The organism is Williamsia sp. 1135 (assembly GCF_002095395.1).
Classification (GTDB): Bacteria; Actinomycetota; Actinomycetes; order Mycobacteriales; family Mycobacteriaceae; genus Williamsia.
In genome coordinates, this window is the sequence record NZ_MJEI01000041.1 from 1 (window position 1) to 15181 (window position 15181).

Genomic DNA, 15181 nt, shown 5'->3' on the forward strand with positions numbered 1-15181 from the left:
GGAACGACAACCCAGGGTCAACCGCGCCCACCATCCCGACGAAGCCTTGATCGAGGCCCGCCAGGCCATGCTCGCACGCCGCACAGCCCACCTCGAACAACGCACCCGAGAACTCAGTGGCCAACCGCCCGACCCGCCGGACCCATCAGGCGAATAGTCGTCAGTTGTTGTCGTAGAGATCGTCCAGCTCGTCGATGGTCTTTCCGGACGCGTCGGTGATGATGTCGAGGATCTTGCCATACACCGGGCGGTCCGAACTGACGATGGACACGTGGTCTTCGCCGTCGGCGAGAACAAGATCGCCGATTCCGTTCTGGCGCTCAACCTCGTCGATGTACCGCTCAGACAGGATCGGCGGCACAAGGGTGTCGGCGGTCCCATGGATGGCGACAACCGGCATGGTCGGATCGATGTTCTGTACCGGGTCCACTGATGCGTACCGGCCGGGGACCTGCTCGGGTGTGCCGCCGAGGGCCGTCACGATCCGGTCGTTGCCGTGGTGCGCGGCGTAGACCATGTCGAGCGGACCTGCCAGAGACACCACCCGGGTGGGGCGGAACTTCGGATCGTGCCCGATGTCGCTCTTGGACAGCTTGTTGCGGGTCCCCGCCCACATGGCCAGCTGCGCGCCCGCACTGTGTCCGACGACAAGCTCGTCGTCGGTGGTGAGCTGCGGGTACTGCTTATCCAGCTCCACCACGTAGTCGAGGGCATTGCCGACGTCGGTGAAGGTGTTCGGCCAGCCGCCACCGGAGCCGACGCGCCGGTATTCGATGTTGTAAACGGCCATCCCGCGCTTGGCCAGGTCGATCGCATAGGGGCGCATGGTCTGTGCGTCGAGCTGTGACTTCCACGATCCGCCGTGGATCAGTACGACGAGGGGGATGGTGTCGACGGCTTGCTCGCCTGCGGGTAGGTACAGGTCGCCCCAGTTCTGGGTGGAATCGCTGCCCTCGGAGGTGTCATAGGAGACGCGGTGAACGGTGACGTCGCCAAGCGACTGCACTGTGGACGACGTCGCACTGGGTGGTGTGTCGCTGCTCGTGCAGGCGCACGCCGCCGCGATCACAACGAGGAAAGCCACGGTGGTCGACACCGCTCTCAAGGTCAGCATGGCCAACAGTCAATCCTGTCCGGGGCGCGGCGATGGACGGTTCACCGGGATGACGCTACCGGCGTGCGTAGGTATCGACATACTGTTGCCCGGACATCTCCTGGATCTCCATCATGAGCTGATCGGTGCACGCGCGAATGTCGTTGCTGTGCAGATCAGATGGCGGTCCGATCGTGATATGAGCCCGGCGCCACGGGCGCACTCGCGCGGTGCCCTGCAGGGCAACGGGGATCACCGGTGCGCCGGTCGCCGCAGCAACCCTCGCGACACCGGTCCGGCCTCGATGGAGGTGCCCGTCTGGCGACCGCGTGCCTTCGGGATGGATCGCCCAGACACCGCCCGACTCCAGGATCGCCGTCGCGGCGTCCAAGGCCCCGGTCGCTGCGTTTCCACCCGCGCGATCGACGGGCACCCGACCTGCGGCAGTGAAGAACCAGCGTTGCAACGCACCGAGCACGCCGGGCCGGATGAAGTAGTCGTTCTTGGCGAGGAAGGTCAGCCGCCGGTTGATCACGAGGCACAACAGGAACGAGTCGATGACGGCCAGATGATTTGCGGCGATGATGACCGGACCCGATCGCGGAACGTGCTGGAGACCGGAGACGAGCGGCCGGGCGGTCAGTCGCAGCGCGGGCCCCACCAGCGCGTACTTCAATATTCGGTACCACATGGTCGGCAGGTCCCTTCTTTGACGGCGGCGGTAGACAATGTCTACGGATGTGATGGTAGACAATGTCTACATGACCCAGGATGTTGGTACTCGAGCGCGGCTGGTTCAGGCAGGCGTGGAACTACTCGAGGACGGGGGACTGCCGGCTGTCGGGCTCAGGGCGATCACGCGGGCCGCGGGCGTATCTCACGGCGCACCGAGGCGGTATTTTCCTACCCATCGCGCGCTGCTGGCCGCGATCGCAGAAGCAGGCTTTGCAGATCTGCGAGCCGAACTCGAACCGGCGCTGTCTGGTTCGGGTCCGGCTGACCCCACAGGGGCGCGCGCACGATTGCTCGAGATGGCCGGCCTCTACGTGGCTTTCGCACGCCGTCGACCGGATATGTTCGCGCTGATCTTTCGGCACGATCTGCTCGAGGGTGCCGGAGAGAACCTCCGAGAAAAGACCGTTCCGGTGGTCGCCGCACTGGCGGGGCTGATTGGTGGGCAGGCAGAGACGCACCGCGCCCTGGGGCTCTGGACATCCGTACACGGCATCGCGACGCTTACCTCGACCCGAGCGCTTGATCTGTTCGATGCCGATGTGGACGCACTGGTCGCCGCAGCCGTCGATTCGGTCGACGCGCAACGAGATTCATGACCGGTCGCGGCGGAACCCTACGTCGCAGCAGCGATCTTTTGTCCGAGCCCGGTGAGCACATCGATGAACTCGTGCTCGGTGAACTCGAGTGTGCCCCGTAGCCACCTGTCGAGCAGTTCGGTCGTGCCGGCGACCATGAGGATGGTCGAGGCACGGTCCCGCGGGCTGTCTGGGTCGGTGCCGAGGACCTCGGTCATGAGCAGCGGCGTCAGCTCGTCGACGATCAATCGTCGGCGAGCCTCCAGGGTGGTGTTCCCCGACGCCGAGGTGTAGAGGTAGGCCGCGCGGGGGTCCGCGGTCAGGGCTTTGACCAGCGATGACGCGACGTGCCCGATCCGTTGGTCGGTGGGCAGGTCGGGTGGGAGTTGCTCCACCAGTGCGGTACCCAACGGCCGGAGAACGCCGTCGATGGCCTCGACGAGAATCGCATCCCGATCGCGAAAGCTCTCGTAGAAGTAGCGCTTTGACAGACCCGCCCTGGCGCTGATCGAGTCGACGGTGATCGCGGTGGCGCCCGACTCGGCAACCAGGTCGAGACAGGATTGGAGCAATTGCTCGCGGCGTCGGTCTCTACGCGTTTGCGCGGCGACACCCCGGTAGGGACGTACGACGGCAGCCATGAGGCCATATTGGCACGTATGTGTTCTCAGTTGCATCTCTTGTCAAGAACGTGAGCGTTCCACCTTTCCGGGCGAAGACCTGCAGCTCGATCCAGCGACAGGCGGGCGTCGGTCCGATCGCATTAGGATCAACCGAGCACAGTGCCGACGGAAGGACATGTGGTGGACGGACTCCAGGTGGTGGTGGCAGACGACGATCTGTTGCTGCGGGAAGGCCTGGCGAGTCTGCTGAGCCAGTCGGGGCTCGACGTGATCGGACAAGCGGGCGATGGCGACGAGCTCATCGCGCTGGTCCGCAAGGCTCCTCCGCAGTTGGCCATCATCGATATTCGGATGCCCCCGTCGCACAGCGCCGAAGGTCTCGACGCGGCGAAGCTGATTCGGCAAGAGTTCCCGGACGTCGCAATGCTGCTGCTGTCGGCCCACGTCGAGGTCGATCACGCGCTGGAATTGCTCGACAGCGGCAAGGGCATCGGCTATCTGCTCAAGAGTCGGGTCACCGACATCGCCGACTTCGTCGACACCCTCACTCGGGTGGCGAACGGTGCGTCGGTCATCGACCCGGCGCTCGTCCAGGAATTGATCGCCGCGAAACGGCGTGACGATCCACTGGCGGTGCTGAGTGCTCGCGAGCGCGATGTTCTGACGTTGATGGCAGAAGGACTGTCGAATTCCGGTATCGCCAAGCGACTTTGGATCACCGAAGGCACGGTCGAGAAGCATGTCCGGAGCATCTTGAACAAGCTGGACCTCAGCGAGACGTCTGAAGATCACCGGCGAGTGCGCGCGGTGATCCTGTATCTCGATGCGATGAGCTGACCCCGGGAGTTCAGGCGCCGTCCCCGGTGCGGGACATGATCTGCAGAATACGATCGGCCGAGAGCTCGAACTTCGGCAGGAAACCGATCGCCGAACTCGCCTCGACCATGTCTGCGAAATCCTCTTCGTCGTGCGTCGACACCAAGATCATGGTGAACCGCGGATCATCGTCGTGAAGTGCTTCGACCACGTCGAACCCGTTCTCGCCGCCGAGGTCGATGTCGACCAGAATCAGATCTGGGCGAGTGGACCGTGCCGACTCCACCGCGGTGGCAAGTGACGAAGCCGTCCCCACCACTGTCATCCCCGCAGACTCCAGCACACCGCGTGCCGCGAGGCAGAATGCGTTGCTGTCGTCCACGATCAGACAGCGATGGTCAGGAGGCTTCACTCTTTCGAGGGTGTCAGAGAACGAGCGGCGAAGCATGCCCGCTAGCGGTACTTCCGCCCGCCGCCCGCATACGGATTACGATCGCCGTGTGCCTGATCACGACGGTGGGACCTGGCGAGATCGGCTCGTCACCAGTGTATTGCGACCCAGTACCCCGCCCGTGGCGTGGGGAATCGCGGTTGGGGCTGCGCTGATCGCGGTCGAGATGTTGATCGTGTTCATGCTGGAGAAGATCGCCCCGGACAGTGCGTTCGGTGCGGTGTTCCTGTTCGGCGTGTTGGTGGTGTCGGCGGGGTGGGGCTTCGGTATCGCCATCGCCACCTCCGTCGCGAGTGCTGCTGCCTACGCGTACGTACACGTCGCAGAGAACACGCACAGTCTGCTGCCCGCCGTCATCGTGTTCACGAGTGTCGCTCTGCTCACCAATGTGCTTGTCGGGCAATCTCGGCTGCGCGCAGCAGAATCCGATCAGCGTCGGCGGGAAGCCGACATGATGGCCGCGTTTGCGCGAACCATGTTGCGCGAGCCGATGTCCGCGGAGATGTTCAGCGCTGCGAGCGCTCGCCTGACCGAGGTACTGGATCTCCCTGCTCCCTATGCGGTCCTCGGCCCTGCCGATGCTCCGGTGACATCGGAACAGCAACGGATCAACCTGTTCGACGACGGCGTTGCCGCAGGGTCGCTGCTGGTGCCGGCAGTGCTGTCGGCCTCGGACACGCGGCGGGTGCGGAGAATCGTGCCCGCGCTGGAAGCGCTGCTCGCGGCGGCGCGAGACCGGCACGAGTTGGGGGAGCAGACCGAAGCCCTGGCACGCCAGCAGGCAGCTCTGCGACGGGTCGCGACTCTCGTCGCCCAGCGGGGTGAGCCCGACGTCGTATATCCGGTCGTAGCTGCAGAGCTCGCGGATGGGCTCGGCGTCGAACATGTGTCGCTGGTACGTTTCGACGGCGACGATACCTGCCTCGTACTCGCTGCTTGGGACGGCGATCCCGGGGGGCATCACCTCACGGTGGGCGAGCGGCTACCGCTCGGCGGATACAACGCCAGCACCCTCGTTCACGCCTCGGGGGAGAGCGTCGCCGTCGACTACTCGAACGCGACGGGTCCCATCGCCGAGCGGTTACGACGTCGTGGGTTCCTGTCGGGGCTCGGCGTGCCGATCAAACTCGACGACTCCATCTGGGGGGCCGTGATCGTCGGCTCCGCCGACCGCCGTCCAGCCCACAGCATCGAGGCGCGCGTGCTGGACTTTGCCGATCTCGTGGCAACCGCCGTGTACAACAGCGAAACTCGAGGTCAGCTGACCCGATCTCGGGCGCGCGTGGTCGCGGCGGCCGATCAAGCGCGTCGGATGATCGAACGTGACCTGCACGACGGGGCGCAGCAACGCATCGTCTCGCTCGGTATGGAACTGCGGGCCGCCCAGATGACTGTGCCACCCGGTGCGGAGGACCTCCGCGAGCGGTTGGATCGCAGCGTCGAAACGCTGGCGCAGGTGCACACCGATCTTCAGGAACTGTCGCGCGGCATCCACCCCGCGATCTTGTCCCGCGGCGGCCTCGGTCCCGCGCTCAAGACCCTGGCCCGCCGTTCGCCGGTGCCGGTGTCGCTCACCATCTCGATTCCGACCCGGCTACCCGACACGGTCGAGGTCGCTGCATACTACGTGGTCGCAGAGGCGCTGACGAACACAGCGAAGTACGCCCATGCCACCGAGATCACGATCGCCGCCACCTCTGACGGCGGCTTCCTGGACCTGACCGTCAGTGACGATGGGAATGGCGGTGCCGACTCCGGACGTGGGTCGGGGCTCATCGGGCTGCACGATCGAATCGACACTGTGGGTGGCACATTGACGATCACGAGCCCGCCCGGTGTCGGGACGACCTTGGTGGCCCGGATACCTGCGGCGCCCTTGTGACACCAGGCCGTCGTGGGTCGTATACCTGCTAGCAGGTATGTCCACCCGCCGAAAGTCCTCCCCTCGGTTGGACGCCAGCAGCGACGACGTACGCCTCCGATAGGACGAATGTTGTTCTCACAAGAGCGAGACAACAACCGCAGGAGGACACCATGCCGTACATCACCACCACCGACGGAACCGAGATCTACTACACCGAGCAGGGCACCGGACAACCTGTGCTGCTGAGCCACGGCTGGCCGCTCTCGTCTGATGCCTGGCAGATCGAGCTCAAGTTGCTCGCCGACGCCGGCTACCGCGCAATCGCGCATGACCGCCGCGGACACGGCCGGTCGTCGAAGACCTACCAGGGCAACGACATGGACACCTACGCCAAGGATCTCGCGGAACTGGTCGAAGCACTCGATCTGAACGACCTCATCCTGATCGGACACTCCACCGGTGGTGGCGAGGTGGTTCGCTACGCAGCCCAGTACGGAAAGGGCCGCGTCGTCAAGGTGATCACCGCGGGCGCCGTTCCTCCGATCATGGTCAAGTCCGACACCAATCCCGAGGGCACGCCCATCGAGGTGTTCGACGGCATCCGCGAGGGCGTCCTCAATGACCGCTCGCAGTTCTACAAGGATCTGTCCGAATCCTTCTTCGGCGCGAACCGTGAGGGTTCGAACGTCTCGCAGGGAGCCAAAGATGACTTCTGGCGCCAGGGCATGCTGGTGAACCTCGCCGCCGCCTACGACTGCGTCAAGGCATTCTCCGAGACCGACTTCACCGAAGACCTGAAGGCACTCGACGTCCCGATCTTCATCGCCCAGGGTGACGATGATCAGATCGTGCCCATCGTCGCGGCCGCCAAGAAGTCCATCGAGCTCGTGAAGAACGGTCGGCTCGAGGTCTACCCGGGAGCCCCGCACGGCATCTACGGCGACTACCAGAAGGCCTTGGACACCGACATTCTCAAGTTCATCGCCGAATAGACCACCGCGCTCGAATCTTCATCCCCACCGCCACGTTCATCCCCCTTTGCAGCAGGAGCTCGCCATGACAACCACACCCACCATCGTTCTCATCCACGGCGCATTCGCGGACGGCGCCAGCTGGGCGCCGGTCACCCGACGCCTGCTCGACAAGGGCCACACCGTGCTCGTCCCGCCGGTACCCAACCGCAGCCTGATCGGTGATTCGGCTTACATCCGCTCGTTCGTCGAGCAGATCGAGGGCCCCGTACTCCTGGCCGGACATTCTTACGGTGGAGCAGTCATCACCGTCGCCGGGGTCGCAGAGAACGTTGTCGGACTCGTCTACGTTGCCGGTTACGCGCTGGAAGAAGGCGAGAGCCTCGGTGAACTGCAGGGGCGATTCCCCGACTCCGATCTCGCAGCCAATCTGGTCTACTCGCCGTTCCCGATCGAGGGAGCAGAACCCGGCACCGACGTATCGGTGAACATCAAGACCTTCCACGAGATCTTCGCCGCCGGAATCACCCAGGAAGAGGCAGAGGTGCTCGCAGTATCTCAGCGCCCCTTGGCCGCAGCCGCTTTCGGTGAGGCTGCGCCAGTCGCCGCATGGAAGACCAAGCCCGGTTGGGGCATCGTCAGCCGCGACGACCACACCATCAACCCCGACGTCGAGCGCTTCGGATATGAGCGCGCCGGCCTGCGCAAGGTGGTCGAGATCGACGCTCCGCACCTGGCGATGATCGCCAAGCCGGCCGAGGTCGTCGCGGTGATCGAAGAAGCCCTGTCCGAAGTGACCTCGCCTCAGGAAGCCCCGCCAGCGGGCGCCCAGTCCTGAATTACTGGACCTCGACAGCGGAACGGAAGGCTCGAAGCCATGACCGGAGCACTCACCCTGGGGCCGATCGGAAACATCTTCTACTTCGTCGACCAGTTCGATGAAGCAGTCGACTGGTACTCCGCCCGGCTAGGACGCCAACCGGTGGTGCGGGGTGGTGCCCTGGTCGCCTTCGACATCGACGGGGTCAGGCTCACAATCCACAAGTCTGACGATTTCAACTCCCCGGGTCCGACGGGTGTCTCCGCGTACTGGACGGTCTCGGACGTCGACGCGATCGTCGCCGACTGGACCGCGCACGGCGCCGTGGCCCACCGGGGACCGAAGACGGTCTTCACCGGCGAGAGGCTCTGTCAGCTGCTGGATCCGTTCGGGAACCTCTTCTCGATTCGGGAGGCCCCACCATCGGTGGGTACCGAAACAGGTGCATCGTCATGACCACCGCCGACCCGGTCGTGACCGGGAACCCGGCTTGGGCACCGCTGCGTAACCGGATCTACCGGATGCTCTTCATCGCCCAATTGGTGTCGAACATCGGCCTGTGGATGCAAACCGTTGGTGCGCAGTGGTTCCTGGTCGAGCACCACAGCAGCGCGGTCATCATTGCGCTCGTGCAGACGGCGAGCCTGCTACCGACCCTGTTCCTGGCACTCCCGGCAGGCGGTCTCGCCGACCTGCTCGATCGACGTCGGTTGCTCATCGCGGTGAGCGTGTACACCGCACTCGCGGCCGGACTGCTGACCTTCTTGGCCTGGACCGACGTGTTGTCGCCGGTGATGCTGCTGGCCATGACGTTCCTCCTCGGATGCGGGTCCGCGCTGTCCGCACCTGCATGGCAGGCGATTCAACCCGAACTCGTTCCGAAAGAACAGATCCCGGCCGCTTCTGCACTGGGAAGCGTGACGGTCAACGGAGCCCGTGCTGTGGGCCCGGCGATCGGTGGCGTGCTGGTCGCGGCGGCAGGCCCGGCTGCGGTCTTCGCCATCAACGCGCTCTCCTTCCTCGCGATCATCGGCGCACTCATCTGGTGGCGGCGACCAGCAGACAACAGGGCGATCGATCGCGAACGCTTCGGGCGGTCGATGGTCACCGGTCTGCACTACATCCAGTCAGCGCCGGTTGTTCGTCGGATCATGCTGCGCTCAGCGGTGTTCGCAGTCCCGGCCTCCGCACTGTGGGCACTGTTACCCCTGGCGTCGTCGCAGCATCTGCACTTCGGTGCCTCGGGTTACGGACTGGTTCTCGGACTGCTCGGCGTGGGCGCGCTCGTCGGGGTCGTGGTGTATCCGAAACTTCGAAAGAAGTTGTCGAGCAACGGTATTCTGGTCGGGTCGGCAATCGCCTACGCTCTGGGTGTCGTCGCCGTGGCCCTCTTTCCGGTCTGGGCGGTGTTGCCCCTGCTACTCCTAGCCGGCGCGGCGTGGATCGGAACGCTGACCACGCTCAATGCCGCCATCCAGCTGTCGCTCGCCCACTGGGTCCGGGCTCGGGGGATGTCGATCTACCTGCTGGTGTTCATGGGCAGTCAGGCTCTGGGGTCTTTCCTCTGGGGTGTCGTCGCCTCGCACACCGGTTTCTCTGCTGCGCTGCTGATCTCGGCTGCCCTGTTGGTCATCGCTGCCGCAAGTGTCAAGGTGCTCCCGCTGCGACCCGAGACCGGGACCCTGCCGCGTGGGGTGTCCACTGCGTGGCCGACGCCGATGGTGGTCTTCGGCCCCGAGCCCGACGACGGGCCCGTCATCATCTCGAACACCTACCGCGTACGGCCCGGTGAACTCGAACAGTTCGAGCAGGAGATGGTGGCGGTGGGCAGAGCCCGGCGCCGGACGGGCGCCTATTCCTGGGGTCTGTACTGCCACGGCGGGGACCCGGATGTCCGGGTCGAGCAATTCACTGTCCCGTCGTGGGGAGAGTTCGAACACCAGCACCGGGAGCGCTGGACCGACTCCGACCACCACCTCATCACCGCCGCGCTCGCTCACACCGCCACCGGGGCAACCGAAGACGAACAACAGTTGTTCGCACTGCGGGCGAAGGTGCGGTTGTCGTCGGACTCGACGAAGTAGGTTCGGCGAGGCCCAGATCAGCCCGAGCATTCAGCGCAACTGGCGCTCGTCACCCGTATGGTCGAGGCAGGATTGCTCACCAGCAGAGCTGCCGGTCGGATCGGTCGTACGGACAGGTTGCCGCCGCAGTTGGGACAGCGACGATCGGGGAATCCCGAGGCGCACGCCGGACACCACGTGCACTCGAAGGTGCAGATCCAGGCTTCGTCCTCAGGCCGCAGGTCGAGGTCGCAGCATTCGCAGTTCGGTCGGATCTCGAGCATCGGACCACCTCCTCCGGTGTCCCGCCGAGTCTAAGGGGTTGGCATGGCCGGGCGCGTCATGGGCGAATCAGTCTGCTCGGGTGCAGGATCCGAGGGCGGCCGACGACCTCGCGACCTGGCGATGATCGCGATGTTGGTGCCCGAGATCAGTGCGATCCCCAGCCATTCGTGAAGTCCGAGAAACTGGTTGAGCACCGCCATCCCCGCGAGCGCTGCCCACACTGGGTTGAAGCTGGTGAAGATCGCGAACAGCCCGGTCGGCACCCGGCGCAGCGCTAGCAGGTCGACGGCATAGGGCACCGCCGACGCCAGGACACCGGCGCCGATCGTGAACCACAGCACCGATCCGGTCAGCTTCCCGGATGAGATGGCGAGCACGAGAACGGGGAGATAGATGAGCGTGGCACCGGTCGTAGCCAGCGCGGCACCGTCGAGGCCGGGTAACCGGGTACCGACCACACGATTGAGCACGATGTACGACGCCCAGCCCGCCGCCGCGATCAATCCGAGTCCGACGCCGAGGTAATCGGTGGACGGGCTCGGCCACACGAGGACGTAGACGCCCGCGCCTGCGAGCACCACGAAGAGCAGATCGACCGGCCGCCTGGAGGCACACATCGCCACCATCAACGGGCCGAGAAATTCCAGGGACACCGCCAAGCCCAGGCCGATACGGTCGATCGCAAGATACAGCGTGAGATTCATCGTCGACACGGTCACGGCAAGCAACAACACCGGCCACCACTGCGTCCAGCGGAGCGCTCGCACCTGCGGTCGAGCGATGGCGAGCAGTACCGTCGCGGCCACAACCTGACGAACCGCGACCACGGCGGCCGGCCCGATCGCCGCGAACGCGTGCGCACCGAGACCCGCACCGACCTGATTACTGAGACCGCCGGTGAGCATCAGCGCGACACCGCCCGCGGTTGCCCGCGATCGAGAGGGCGAGGCGGTGGCGTCACCCGGGAGGGAGACCGCGGTCAGGTCGGTGGTCATGTCCGTCAGTGTGGACCGCTGCGAAACCAAGCAAAAATGCCCGACGCGCATGCGTTATACGCTAGACGCATGGCGATCGAACTACATCAGTTACGTGCCTTCGTGGCTGTGGTCGACGAAGGCACCTTCACCGACGCGGCCATCGCCCTGCGGGTCTCGCAGGCGGCGGTGTCACGGGCGGTCGCCGGGCTCGAGTCGGCGGTCAGCGCTCGGCTTCTGCACAGAGGCCCGCGGGAGGCGACGCTCACGACGGCCGGCTCCGGGGTGCTCGGGCACGCCCGGCGGGTGCTGGAAGAGGTCGCGCGACTCGAGGAGTCGTTGTCGCGGCCCGCCGGAGAGTTCCGGATCGGCTATCACTTCGCCGTTCTCGGCGCGCACACCGTTGCGGTCCAACGGGATTGGTCCGCGTTGCACCCGGGCAATTCCCTGGTGTTCGTGCAGTCCACCAGCGCGAGTGCCGGGCTGCACGAGGGTCTGGTCGAGGCGGCGGTGCTACGCCGCGTGCCGTCGGTGCGCAGGATCGCCACCGAACTGATCGGCACCGAGAACCGTTACGCCGCGATCGCTGCGTCGGACCCGTTGGCTCGACGCCGACGGTTGACGTTGAATGACTTGCAGGACAGAACCATTGCCATCGATCCGCTTGTGGGGACCACCACCGGTGACCTGTTCTTCGGCAGGCCGGTGGAGGTGCGCACGACCCACAACATCGACGAATGGATGACGGCAATCGCCGCTGGACAGGCGATCGGCTTGACGCCGGAATCCACGGTGCACCAGTACCGCAGGCCCGGCATGGTGTACCGACGCGTCGTCGATGTCGAGCCGGTGTCTGTGTGGCTTGCCTGGCAGCGCGACGCCCCGCCGGATCGCATCGCGGATCTGCTGGCGATGATGCGAAAGGCCTACGACAGCTGAAGCTACTGGAGGGTTCGCTTGTGCGGCTTGATCTGGTGGGGTTCGACGTCGAGGTCCCCGGCGGCGAGACCGAAAGAGATGATCCGCGTCGGGTGGATCCGGATCAGCGGCCCCTCATTGCCACGCTCTGATCCGGTCCCTACCTGCTCTGCGGTGCCGCGGATCTCCAGGCAGCGCACCCGCCACGGCTCACGGGAGACGATGTCGTCGACGACGAAGGCGACCGTGGGGTTGGTCGCGAGATTCTTGAACTTCTGGCTGGCGGCCATGTTGTATCCGGTGATGTCGATGGTGCCGAGTGCAATGTTGCACGTGAAACCAACCGGACTTGCCTGCAAGGTCCCGTTCGGCTGCGCGGTTGCCAATCTGCCGAGATCTTGGCTGTTCAGGTACTCGATCTCGTCGTTCGTGAACGTCATCTCTGTCCTCGGGTCGTCGGGCTGTTTGCTGCTGCGCACAGTCTGCGACTTCACGTCGGCTTGAAGTCAACACCGCGGCCGGGTGTCACTTCAGGGTGGAGGTGGCGTTGACGTGGGCTGCAGCATGGGATCGGCGATCACGCACCAAGGTCAGGGCGATGACCCCGAGGCCCACGAGCAGCACGAAGGCATTGGCGATGGTCAGGGCGACGACCTCGGAGGTCGTCGCACCGTGGGTGTGGCCGAGGTGGAACAGGAAATGCGGCAGGGAGAAGACCGTGTAGGCGGCGGCCGCTGGGATGACGAACGCAGCGCGCGGTCTGATCAGGGCGACGAGAAGCAGCAATGCGATACCGAGGGTGGCACCGCCGAAGTCGCGGGCGTAGTGCTCGCTGTACGGCGGCGTGAGGTCGACGGTGGGGAAGTGCTCGTAGAAGGACGCCGGAAACACCTGATTCCAGACTCCGACGACGAACTCCACCACAAAGAGGATCAACAGGCCGAGGCGGATCAGAAGGCTCATACCGGACCGGCGACGAACCTCAAACGTGACGTGCTCCTACAGAACCCGGGAGTCGTCCGCGCGCGACCAGTTCGGTGATCATCACCAGCGCGCAGGAACTCACCGCGAGGATCGAGATCAACACGAACAGCTGCATGACAGCGGCATCCGCCGGCGATGCACCACCGAGGACCATTCCGACGAACGCTCCGGGAATCGTCACCAGTCCTACCGTGCGGGTTTGGTCGAGCGCGGGTACGAGTGCGGTGGCTGCGGCGCTGCGGCAGACCTCCATCCGCGAGTGATAATCAGAGATGCCCAGTGACATCGCCGCCTCGACCTCCCCGCGGCGGGCCGAGAGTTCGTCGAAGGCACGTCGTCCCGCGAGGGACGTCGTGTTCATGGCGCCGCCGATCATGATTCCCGCACTCGGGATCACGGCGAGGCCGGTGGGCGGAAGTACTCCCGACGCAACGAGAACGGTGACGACGACGACCGACGCGAGGGCCACCGGAAGGAGAACGGTGGCGGCCTCTGACACCGAGGGTCGCCGGTTCAGTACCCGGCCCGCAGAGGTCCACGCCGCCACCAGTGACATGACGGCGACGAATCCCGCGGATGCCCACAGGTGTTCGACCAGCACGCCGAGGACGAGGGCCAGCAATCCGAGTTGGACGGCCGCTCGGACCGACGCCCACGCCACGGCCCGCTCATGACCTGTTCGGCCCAGGTAGGCGATGCCGGTGGCGGCAACGGCCAGCAACGCAACAGCGATGGCCAAAGCCGGACCGATCCGGATCACCGTGTCCGACAATTGCCCTCCCGACTCTTATCTCACTGATGGTGTCAGACTGCCTGGTAGAGGGTTGCCTGACCGCCGAGCGTGCCTGTTTCCGTTCGTCACAGTGGATGTCAGACCGCCTTGCTACACTGCCGCCAATAGTGTTTTGCATAGCGAAAGATGTTGCAGGACAGTAGAATAGATCCCATCGAACACTTGTGCGAACCCGAAAATGGCGGTAGATTTTGGTCATGAACTTCCGGGGGCTGTTCGATCACCTATCAACAATGGCGGCCGATCCATTGCTGCTCGCACCGCTCGACGACTTGGCGTTGTCCGAGGAGACGGTCTACGCACTGCGGGCGAAAAACGTGTTGGACCAGCTTCTGTTTCGGTTCACCGCCGACCTCGACAAGCGTGGTGTGGCAAAGACATCCGGTGTGGACTCGATCGCTGAGCTACTGCAGTCCGCCGGAGTGCCAGGCCTGGGTCACATTGATTGTCGGGACCCCGATCTGTCGGAATCCGATCGCGCCGACTGCGTCCGCGGATTGCTCACAGAAGCCCGCGTGTCGACACCGGCGGCAGTGAGCCGGCGAGCCCACGAGATGGCCATTGCATTGTCACCGGCCGACAAAGGGATCCCCGACGCCGAGAACGATGACCTCAATGAGGTGTCGTTCGGGACCGGCGACGACGGCCGTACCCACGGCACCCTCGACCTCGACAAAACGCTCGGAGAGAGGCTGTCTGCTGCGTTGCGTCCGTTGGCCAAGCCGGTCCCGGAACCCGATGGGTCACCTGATCCCCGCAGCACGCCGCAACGCCTGTCCGAGGCCCTCGGCAAGATCCTGGATGTGTTCTTCGCCCGCCAGGAACGGCCCACCGAAGGTGGAGTGAAACCGCGAGTGACGATGACCGTCTCCGCCGAGCAGCTTCTGGCCTTTCAGATGAACGGCATCCCTGGCGCGAAAGTACCTACCGCGGCCGCGACGTTCGAGTGGACCGGACCGGTGTCGTCGCCCACCGCACAGATGACGGTGTGCGATTCGGTGATCACCAAGATCCTGCTCGACAACAACGCCGTACCACTCGAGGTGGGACGCGAATTCCGTACCGTCACACCCGCCATCCGCAAAGCACTCACTGTGCGAGACCGCGGATGTGCCTTCCCGGGTTGCGGCTGCCCCGCCGGTTGGACGGACGCGCATCACGTCAAGTTCTGGAGTCATGGCGGCGAGACCAGCCTGTCCAACACAGTTTTGTTGTG

General features: G+C 64.9%; 18 protein-coding genes. 9 read left to right on the forward strand and 9 right to left on the reverse strand.

Annotation, left to right across the window (positions count from 1 at the left end):
- Positions 1 to 160: 160 nt before the first annotated feature.
- Both BFL43_RS01035 and BFL43_RS01040 read right to left on the reverse strand, forming a co-directional pair.
- A complete protein-coding gene (locus tag BFL43_RS01035; protein ID WP_084889923.1) occupies positions 161 to 1114 on the reverse strand; it encodes an alpha/beta fold hydrolase in 954 nt (317 codons plus the stop codon).
- Between the two features lie 55 nt (positions 1115 to 1169).
- Entirely contained in the window at positions 1170 to 1784 is a 615-nt protein-coding gene (locus tag BFL43_RS01040) for a lysophospholipid acyltransferase family protein (RefSeq protein ID WP_084889925.1), read from the reverse strand.
- Positions 1785 to 1854: 70 nt separating this feature from the next.
- Between BFL43_RS01040 and BFL43_RS01045 the strand changes: the two genes are divergently transcribed.
- Positions 1855 to 2424 (forward strand): TetR/AcrR family transcriptional regulator, encoded by a 570-nt coding sequence (locus tag BFL43_RS01045; protein WP_240497986.1) that lies wholly within the window; start codon positions 1855 to 1857, stop codon positions 2422 to 2424.
- A 17-nt stretch (positions 2425 to 2441) separates the two neighbouring features.
- Here the strand turns inward: BFL43_RS01045 and BFL43_RS01050 are convergent, their stop codons facing one another.
- Positions 2442 to 3044: a TetR/AcrR family transcriptional regulator gene (locus BFL43_RS01050; protein ID WP_168176502.1), complete on the reverse strand. Its 603-nt coding sequence runs from the start codon at positions 3042 to 3044 to the stop codon at positions 2442 to 2444.
- A gap of 162 nt (positions 3045 to 3206) precedes the next feature.
- Between BFL43_RS01050 and BFL43_RS01055 the strand changes: the two genes are divergently transcribed.
- Positions 3207 to 3863 carry a response regulator transcription factor gene (locus BFL43_RS01055; protein WP_084889931.1) on the forward strand — a complete coding sequence of 219 codons (657 nt, stop codon included), beginning with the start codon at positions 3207 to 3209 and terminating at the stop codon, positions 3861 to 3863.
- A 10-nt stretch (positions 3864 to 3873) separates the two neighbouring features.
- Here BFL43_RS01055 and BFL43_RS01060 read toward each other — a convergent pair whose 3' ends face one another.
- Positions 3874 to 4254 carry a response regulator transcription factor gene (locus tag BFL43_RS01060; RefSeq protein ID WP_346425928.1) on the reverse strand — a complete coding sequence of 127 codons (381 nt, stop codon included), beginning with the start codon at positions 4252 to 4254 and terminating at the stop codon, positions 3874 to 3876.
- Positions 4255 to 4474: 220 nt separating this feature from the next.
- On the opposite strand from BFL43_RS01060, the gene BFL43_RS01065 reads away from it, so the two are divergent.
- The 5 genes from BFL43_RS01065 to BFL43_RS01085 all read left to right on the forward strand — a co-directional run bounded on the left by BFL43_RS01065 (position 4475) and on the right by BFL43_RS01085 (position 10032).
- Entirely contained in the window at positions 4475 to 6175 is a 1701-nt protein-coding gene (locus BFL43_RS01065; protein WP_143695003.1) for a GAF domain-containing sensor histidine kinase, read from the forward strand.
- A gap of 152 nt (positions 6176 to 6327) precedes the next feature.
- Entirely contained in the window at positions 6328 to 7149 is an 822-nt protein-coding gene (locus BFL43_RS01070) for an alpha/beta hydrolase (RefSeq protein ID WP_084889934.1), read from the forward strand.
- 64 nt (positions 7150 to 7213) lie between these two features.
- A complete protein-coding gene (locus BFL43_RS01075) occupies positions 7214 to 7966 on the forward strand; it encodes an alpha/beta hydrolase (RefSeq protein ID WP_084889950.1) in 753 nt (250 codons plus the stop codon).
- 39 nt (positions 7967 to 8005) lie between these two features.
- Entirely contained in the window at positions 8006 to 8404 is a 399-nt protein-coding gene (locus tag BFL43_RS01080; RefSeq protein ID WP_084889936.1) for a VOC family protein, read from the forward strand.
- On the forward strand, positions 8401 to 10032 hold the full coding sequence (locus tag BFL43_RS01085) for an MFS transporter (protein ID WP_084889938.1): 1632 nt from the start codon (positions 8401 to 8403) through the stop codon (positions 10030 to 10032). The genes BFL43_RS01080 and BFL43_RS01085 overlap by 4 nt, the downstream gene beginning before the upstream one ends.
- A gap of 17 nt (positions 10033 to 10049) precedes the next feature.
- On the opposite strand, the gene BFL43_RS01090 is transcribed toward BFL43_RS01085, so the two are convergent.
- Together BFL43_RS01090 and BFL43_RS01095 are read right to left on the reverse strand one after the other, a co-directional pair.
- On the reverse strand, positions 10050 to 10295 hold the full coding sequence (locus tag BFL43_RS01090) for a DUF1272 domain-containing protein (protein WP_084889940.1): 246 nt from the start codon (positions 10293 to 10295) through the stop codon (positions 10050 to 10052).
- A 30-nt stretch (positions 10296 to 10325) separates the two neighbouring features.
- Positions 10326 to 11291 carry an EamA family transporter gene (locus BFL43_RS01095; protein WP_084889953.1) on the reverse strand — a complete coding sequence of 322 codons (966 nt, stop codon included), beginning with the start codon at positions 11289 to 11291 and terminating at the stop codon, positions 10326 to 10328.
- A gap of 69 nt (positions 11292 to 11360) precedes the next feature.
- Between BFL43_RS01095 and BFL43_RS01100 the strand changes: the two genes are divergently transcribed.
- Positions 11361 to 12209 (forward strand): LysR family transcriptional regulator, encoded by an 849-nt coding sequence (locus BFL43_RS01100; RefSeq protein WP_084889942.1) that lies wholly within the window; start codon positions 11361 to 11363, stop codon positions 12207 to 12209.
- 2 nt (positions 12210 to 12211) lie between these two features.
- Here the strand turns inward: BFL43_RS01100 and BFL43_RS01105 are convergent, their stop codons facing one another.
- The 3 genes from BFL43_RS01105 to BFL43_RS01115 all read right to left on the reverse strand — a co-directional run bounded on the left by BFL43_RS01105 (position 12212) and on the right by BFL43_RS01115 (position 13944).
- Positions 12212 to 12628, reverse strand: coding sequence for a PPOX class F420-dependent oxidoreductase (locus tag BFL43_RS01105; RefSeq protein ID WP_084889955.1), 417 nt, complete (start codon positions 12626 to 12628; stop codon positions 12212 to 12214).
- Positions 12629 to 12713: 85 nt separating this feature from the next.
- Positions 12714 to 13151, reverse strand: a complete 438-nt coding sequence (locus tag BFL43_RS01110) for a hypothetical protein (protein WP_084889944.1) — start codon at positions 13149 to 13151, stop codon at positions 12714 to 12716.
- A gap of 19 nt (positions 13152 to 13170) precedes the next feature.
- Entirely contained in the window at positions 13171 to 13944 is a 774-nt protein-coding gene (locus tag BFL43_RS01115) for an ABC transporter permease (RefSeq protein WP_084889946.1), read from the reverse strand.
- A 218-nt stretch (positions 13945 to 14162) separates the two neighbouring features.
- On the opposite strand from BFL43_RS01115, the gene BFL43_RS01120 reads away from it, so the two are divergent.
- Positions 14163 to 15181 (forward strand): HNH endonuclease signature motif containing protein (locus BFL43_RS01120; protein ID WP_240497987.1); only part of this gene is annotated, 1019 nt, incomplete at its 3' end.

What these genes read in the sequence shown, in the direction of transcription:
- BFL43_RS01035 (WP_084889923.1), bottom strand. Translation starts at nt 1,114, where the DNA reads ATGCTGACCTTGAGAGCGGTGTCGACCACCGTGGCTTTCCTCGTTGTG.
- BFL43_RS01040 (WP_084889925.1), bottom strand. Translation starts at nt 1,784, where the DNA reads ATGTGGTACCGAATATTGAAGTACGCGCTGGTGGGGCCCGCGCTGCGA.
- BFL43_RS01045 (WP_240497986.1), top strand. Translation starts at nt 1,855, where the DNA reads ATGACCCAGGATGTTGGTACTCGAGCGCGGCTGGTTCAGGCAGGCGTG.
- BFL43_RS01050 (WP_168176502.1), bottom strand. Translation starts at nt 3,044, where the DNA reads ATGGCTGCCGTCGTACGTCCCTACCGGGGTGTCGCCGCGCAAACGCGT.
- BFL43_RS01065 (WP_143695003.1), top strand. Translation starts at nt 4,475, where the DNA reads ATGCTGGAGAAGATCGCCCCGGACAGTGCGTTCGGTGCGGTGTTCCTG.
- BFL43_RS01070 (WP_084889934.1), top strand. Translation starts at nt 6,328, where the DNA reads ATGCCGTACATCACCACCACCGACGGAACCGAGATCTACTACACCGAG.
- BFL43_RS01075 (WP_084889950.1), top strand. Translation starts at nt 7,214, where the DNA reads ATGACAACCACACCCACCATCGTTCTCATCCACGGCGCATTCGCGGAC.
- BFL43_RS01080 (WP_084889936.1), top strand. Translation starts at nt 8,006, where the DNA reads ATGACCGGAGCACTCACCCTGGGGCCGATCGGAAACATCTTCTACTTC.
- BFL43_RS01085 (WP_084889938.1), top strand. Translation starts at nt 8,401, where the DNA reads ATGACCACCGCCGACCCGGTCGTGACCGGGAACCCGGCTTGGGCACCG.
- BFL43_RS01090 (WP_084889940.1), bottom strand. Translation starts at nt 10,295, where the DNA reads ATGCTCGAGATCCGACCGAACTGCGAATGCTGCGACCTCGACCTGCGG.
- BFL43_RS01095 (WP_084889953.1), bottom strand. Translation starts at nt 11,291, where the DNA reads ATGACCACCGACCTGACCGCGGTCTCCCTCCCGGGTGACGCCACCGCC.
- BFL43_RS01100 (WP_084889942.1), top strand. Translation starts at nt 11,361, where the DNA reads ATGGCGATCGAACTACATCAGTTACGTGCCTTCGTGGCTGTGGTCGAC.
- BFL43_RS01105 (WP_084889955.1), bottom strand. Translation starts at nt 12,628, where the DNA reads ATGACGTTCACGAACGACGAGATCGAGTACCTGAACAGCCAAGATCTC.
- BFL43_RS01110 (WP_084889944.1), bottom strand. Translation starts at nt 13,151, where the DNA reads ATGAGCCTTCTGATCCGCCTCGGCCTGTTGATCCTCTTTGTGGTGGAG.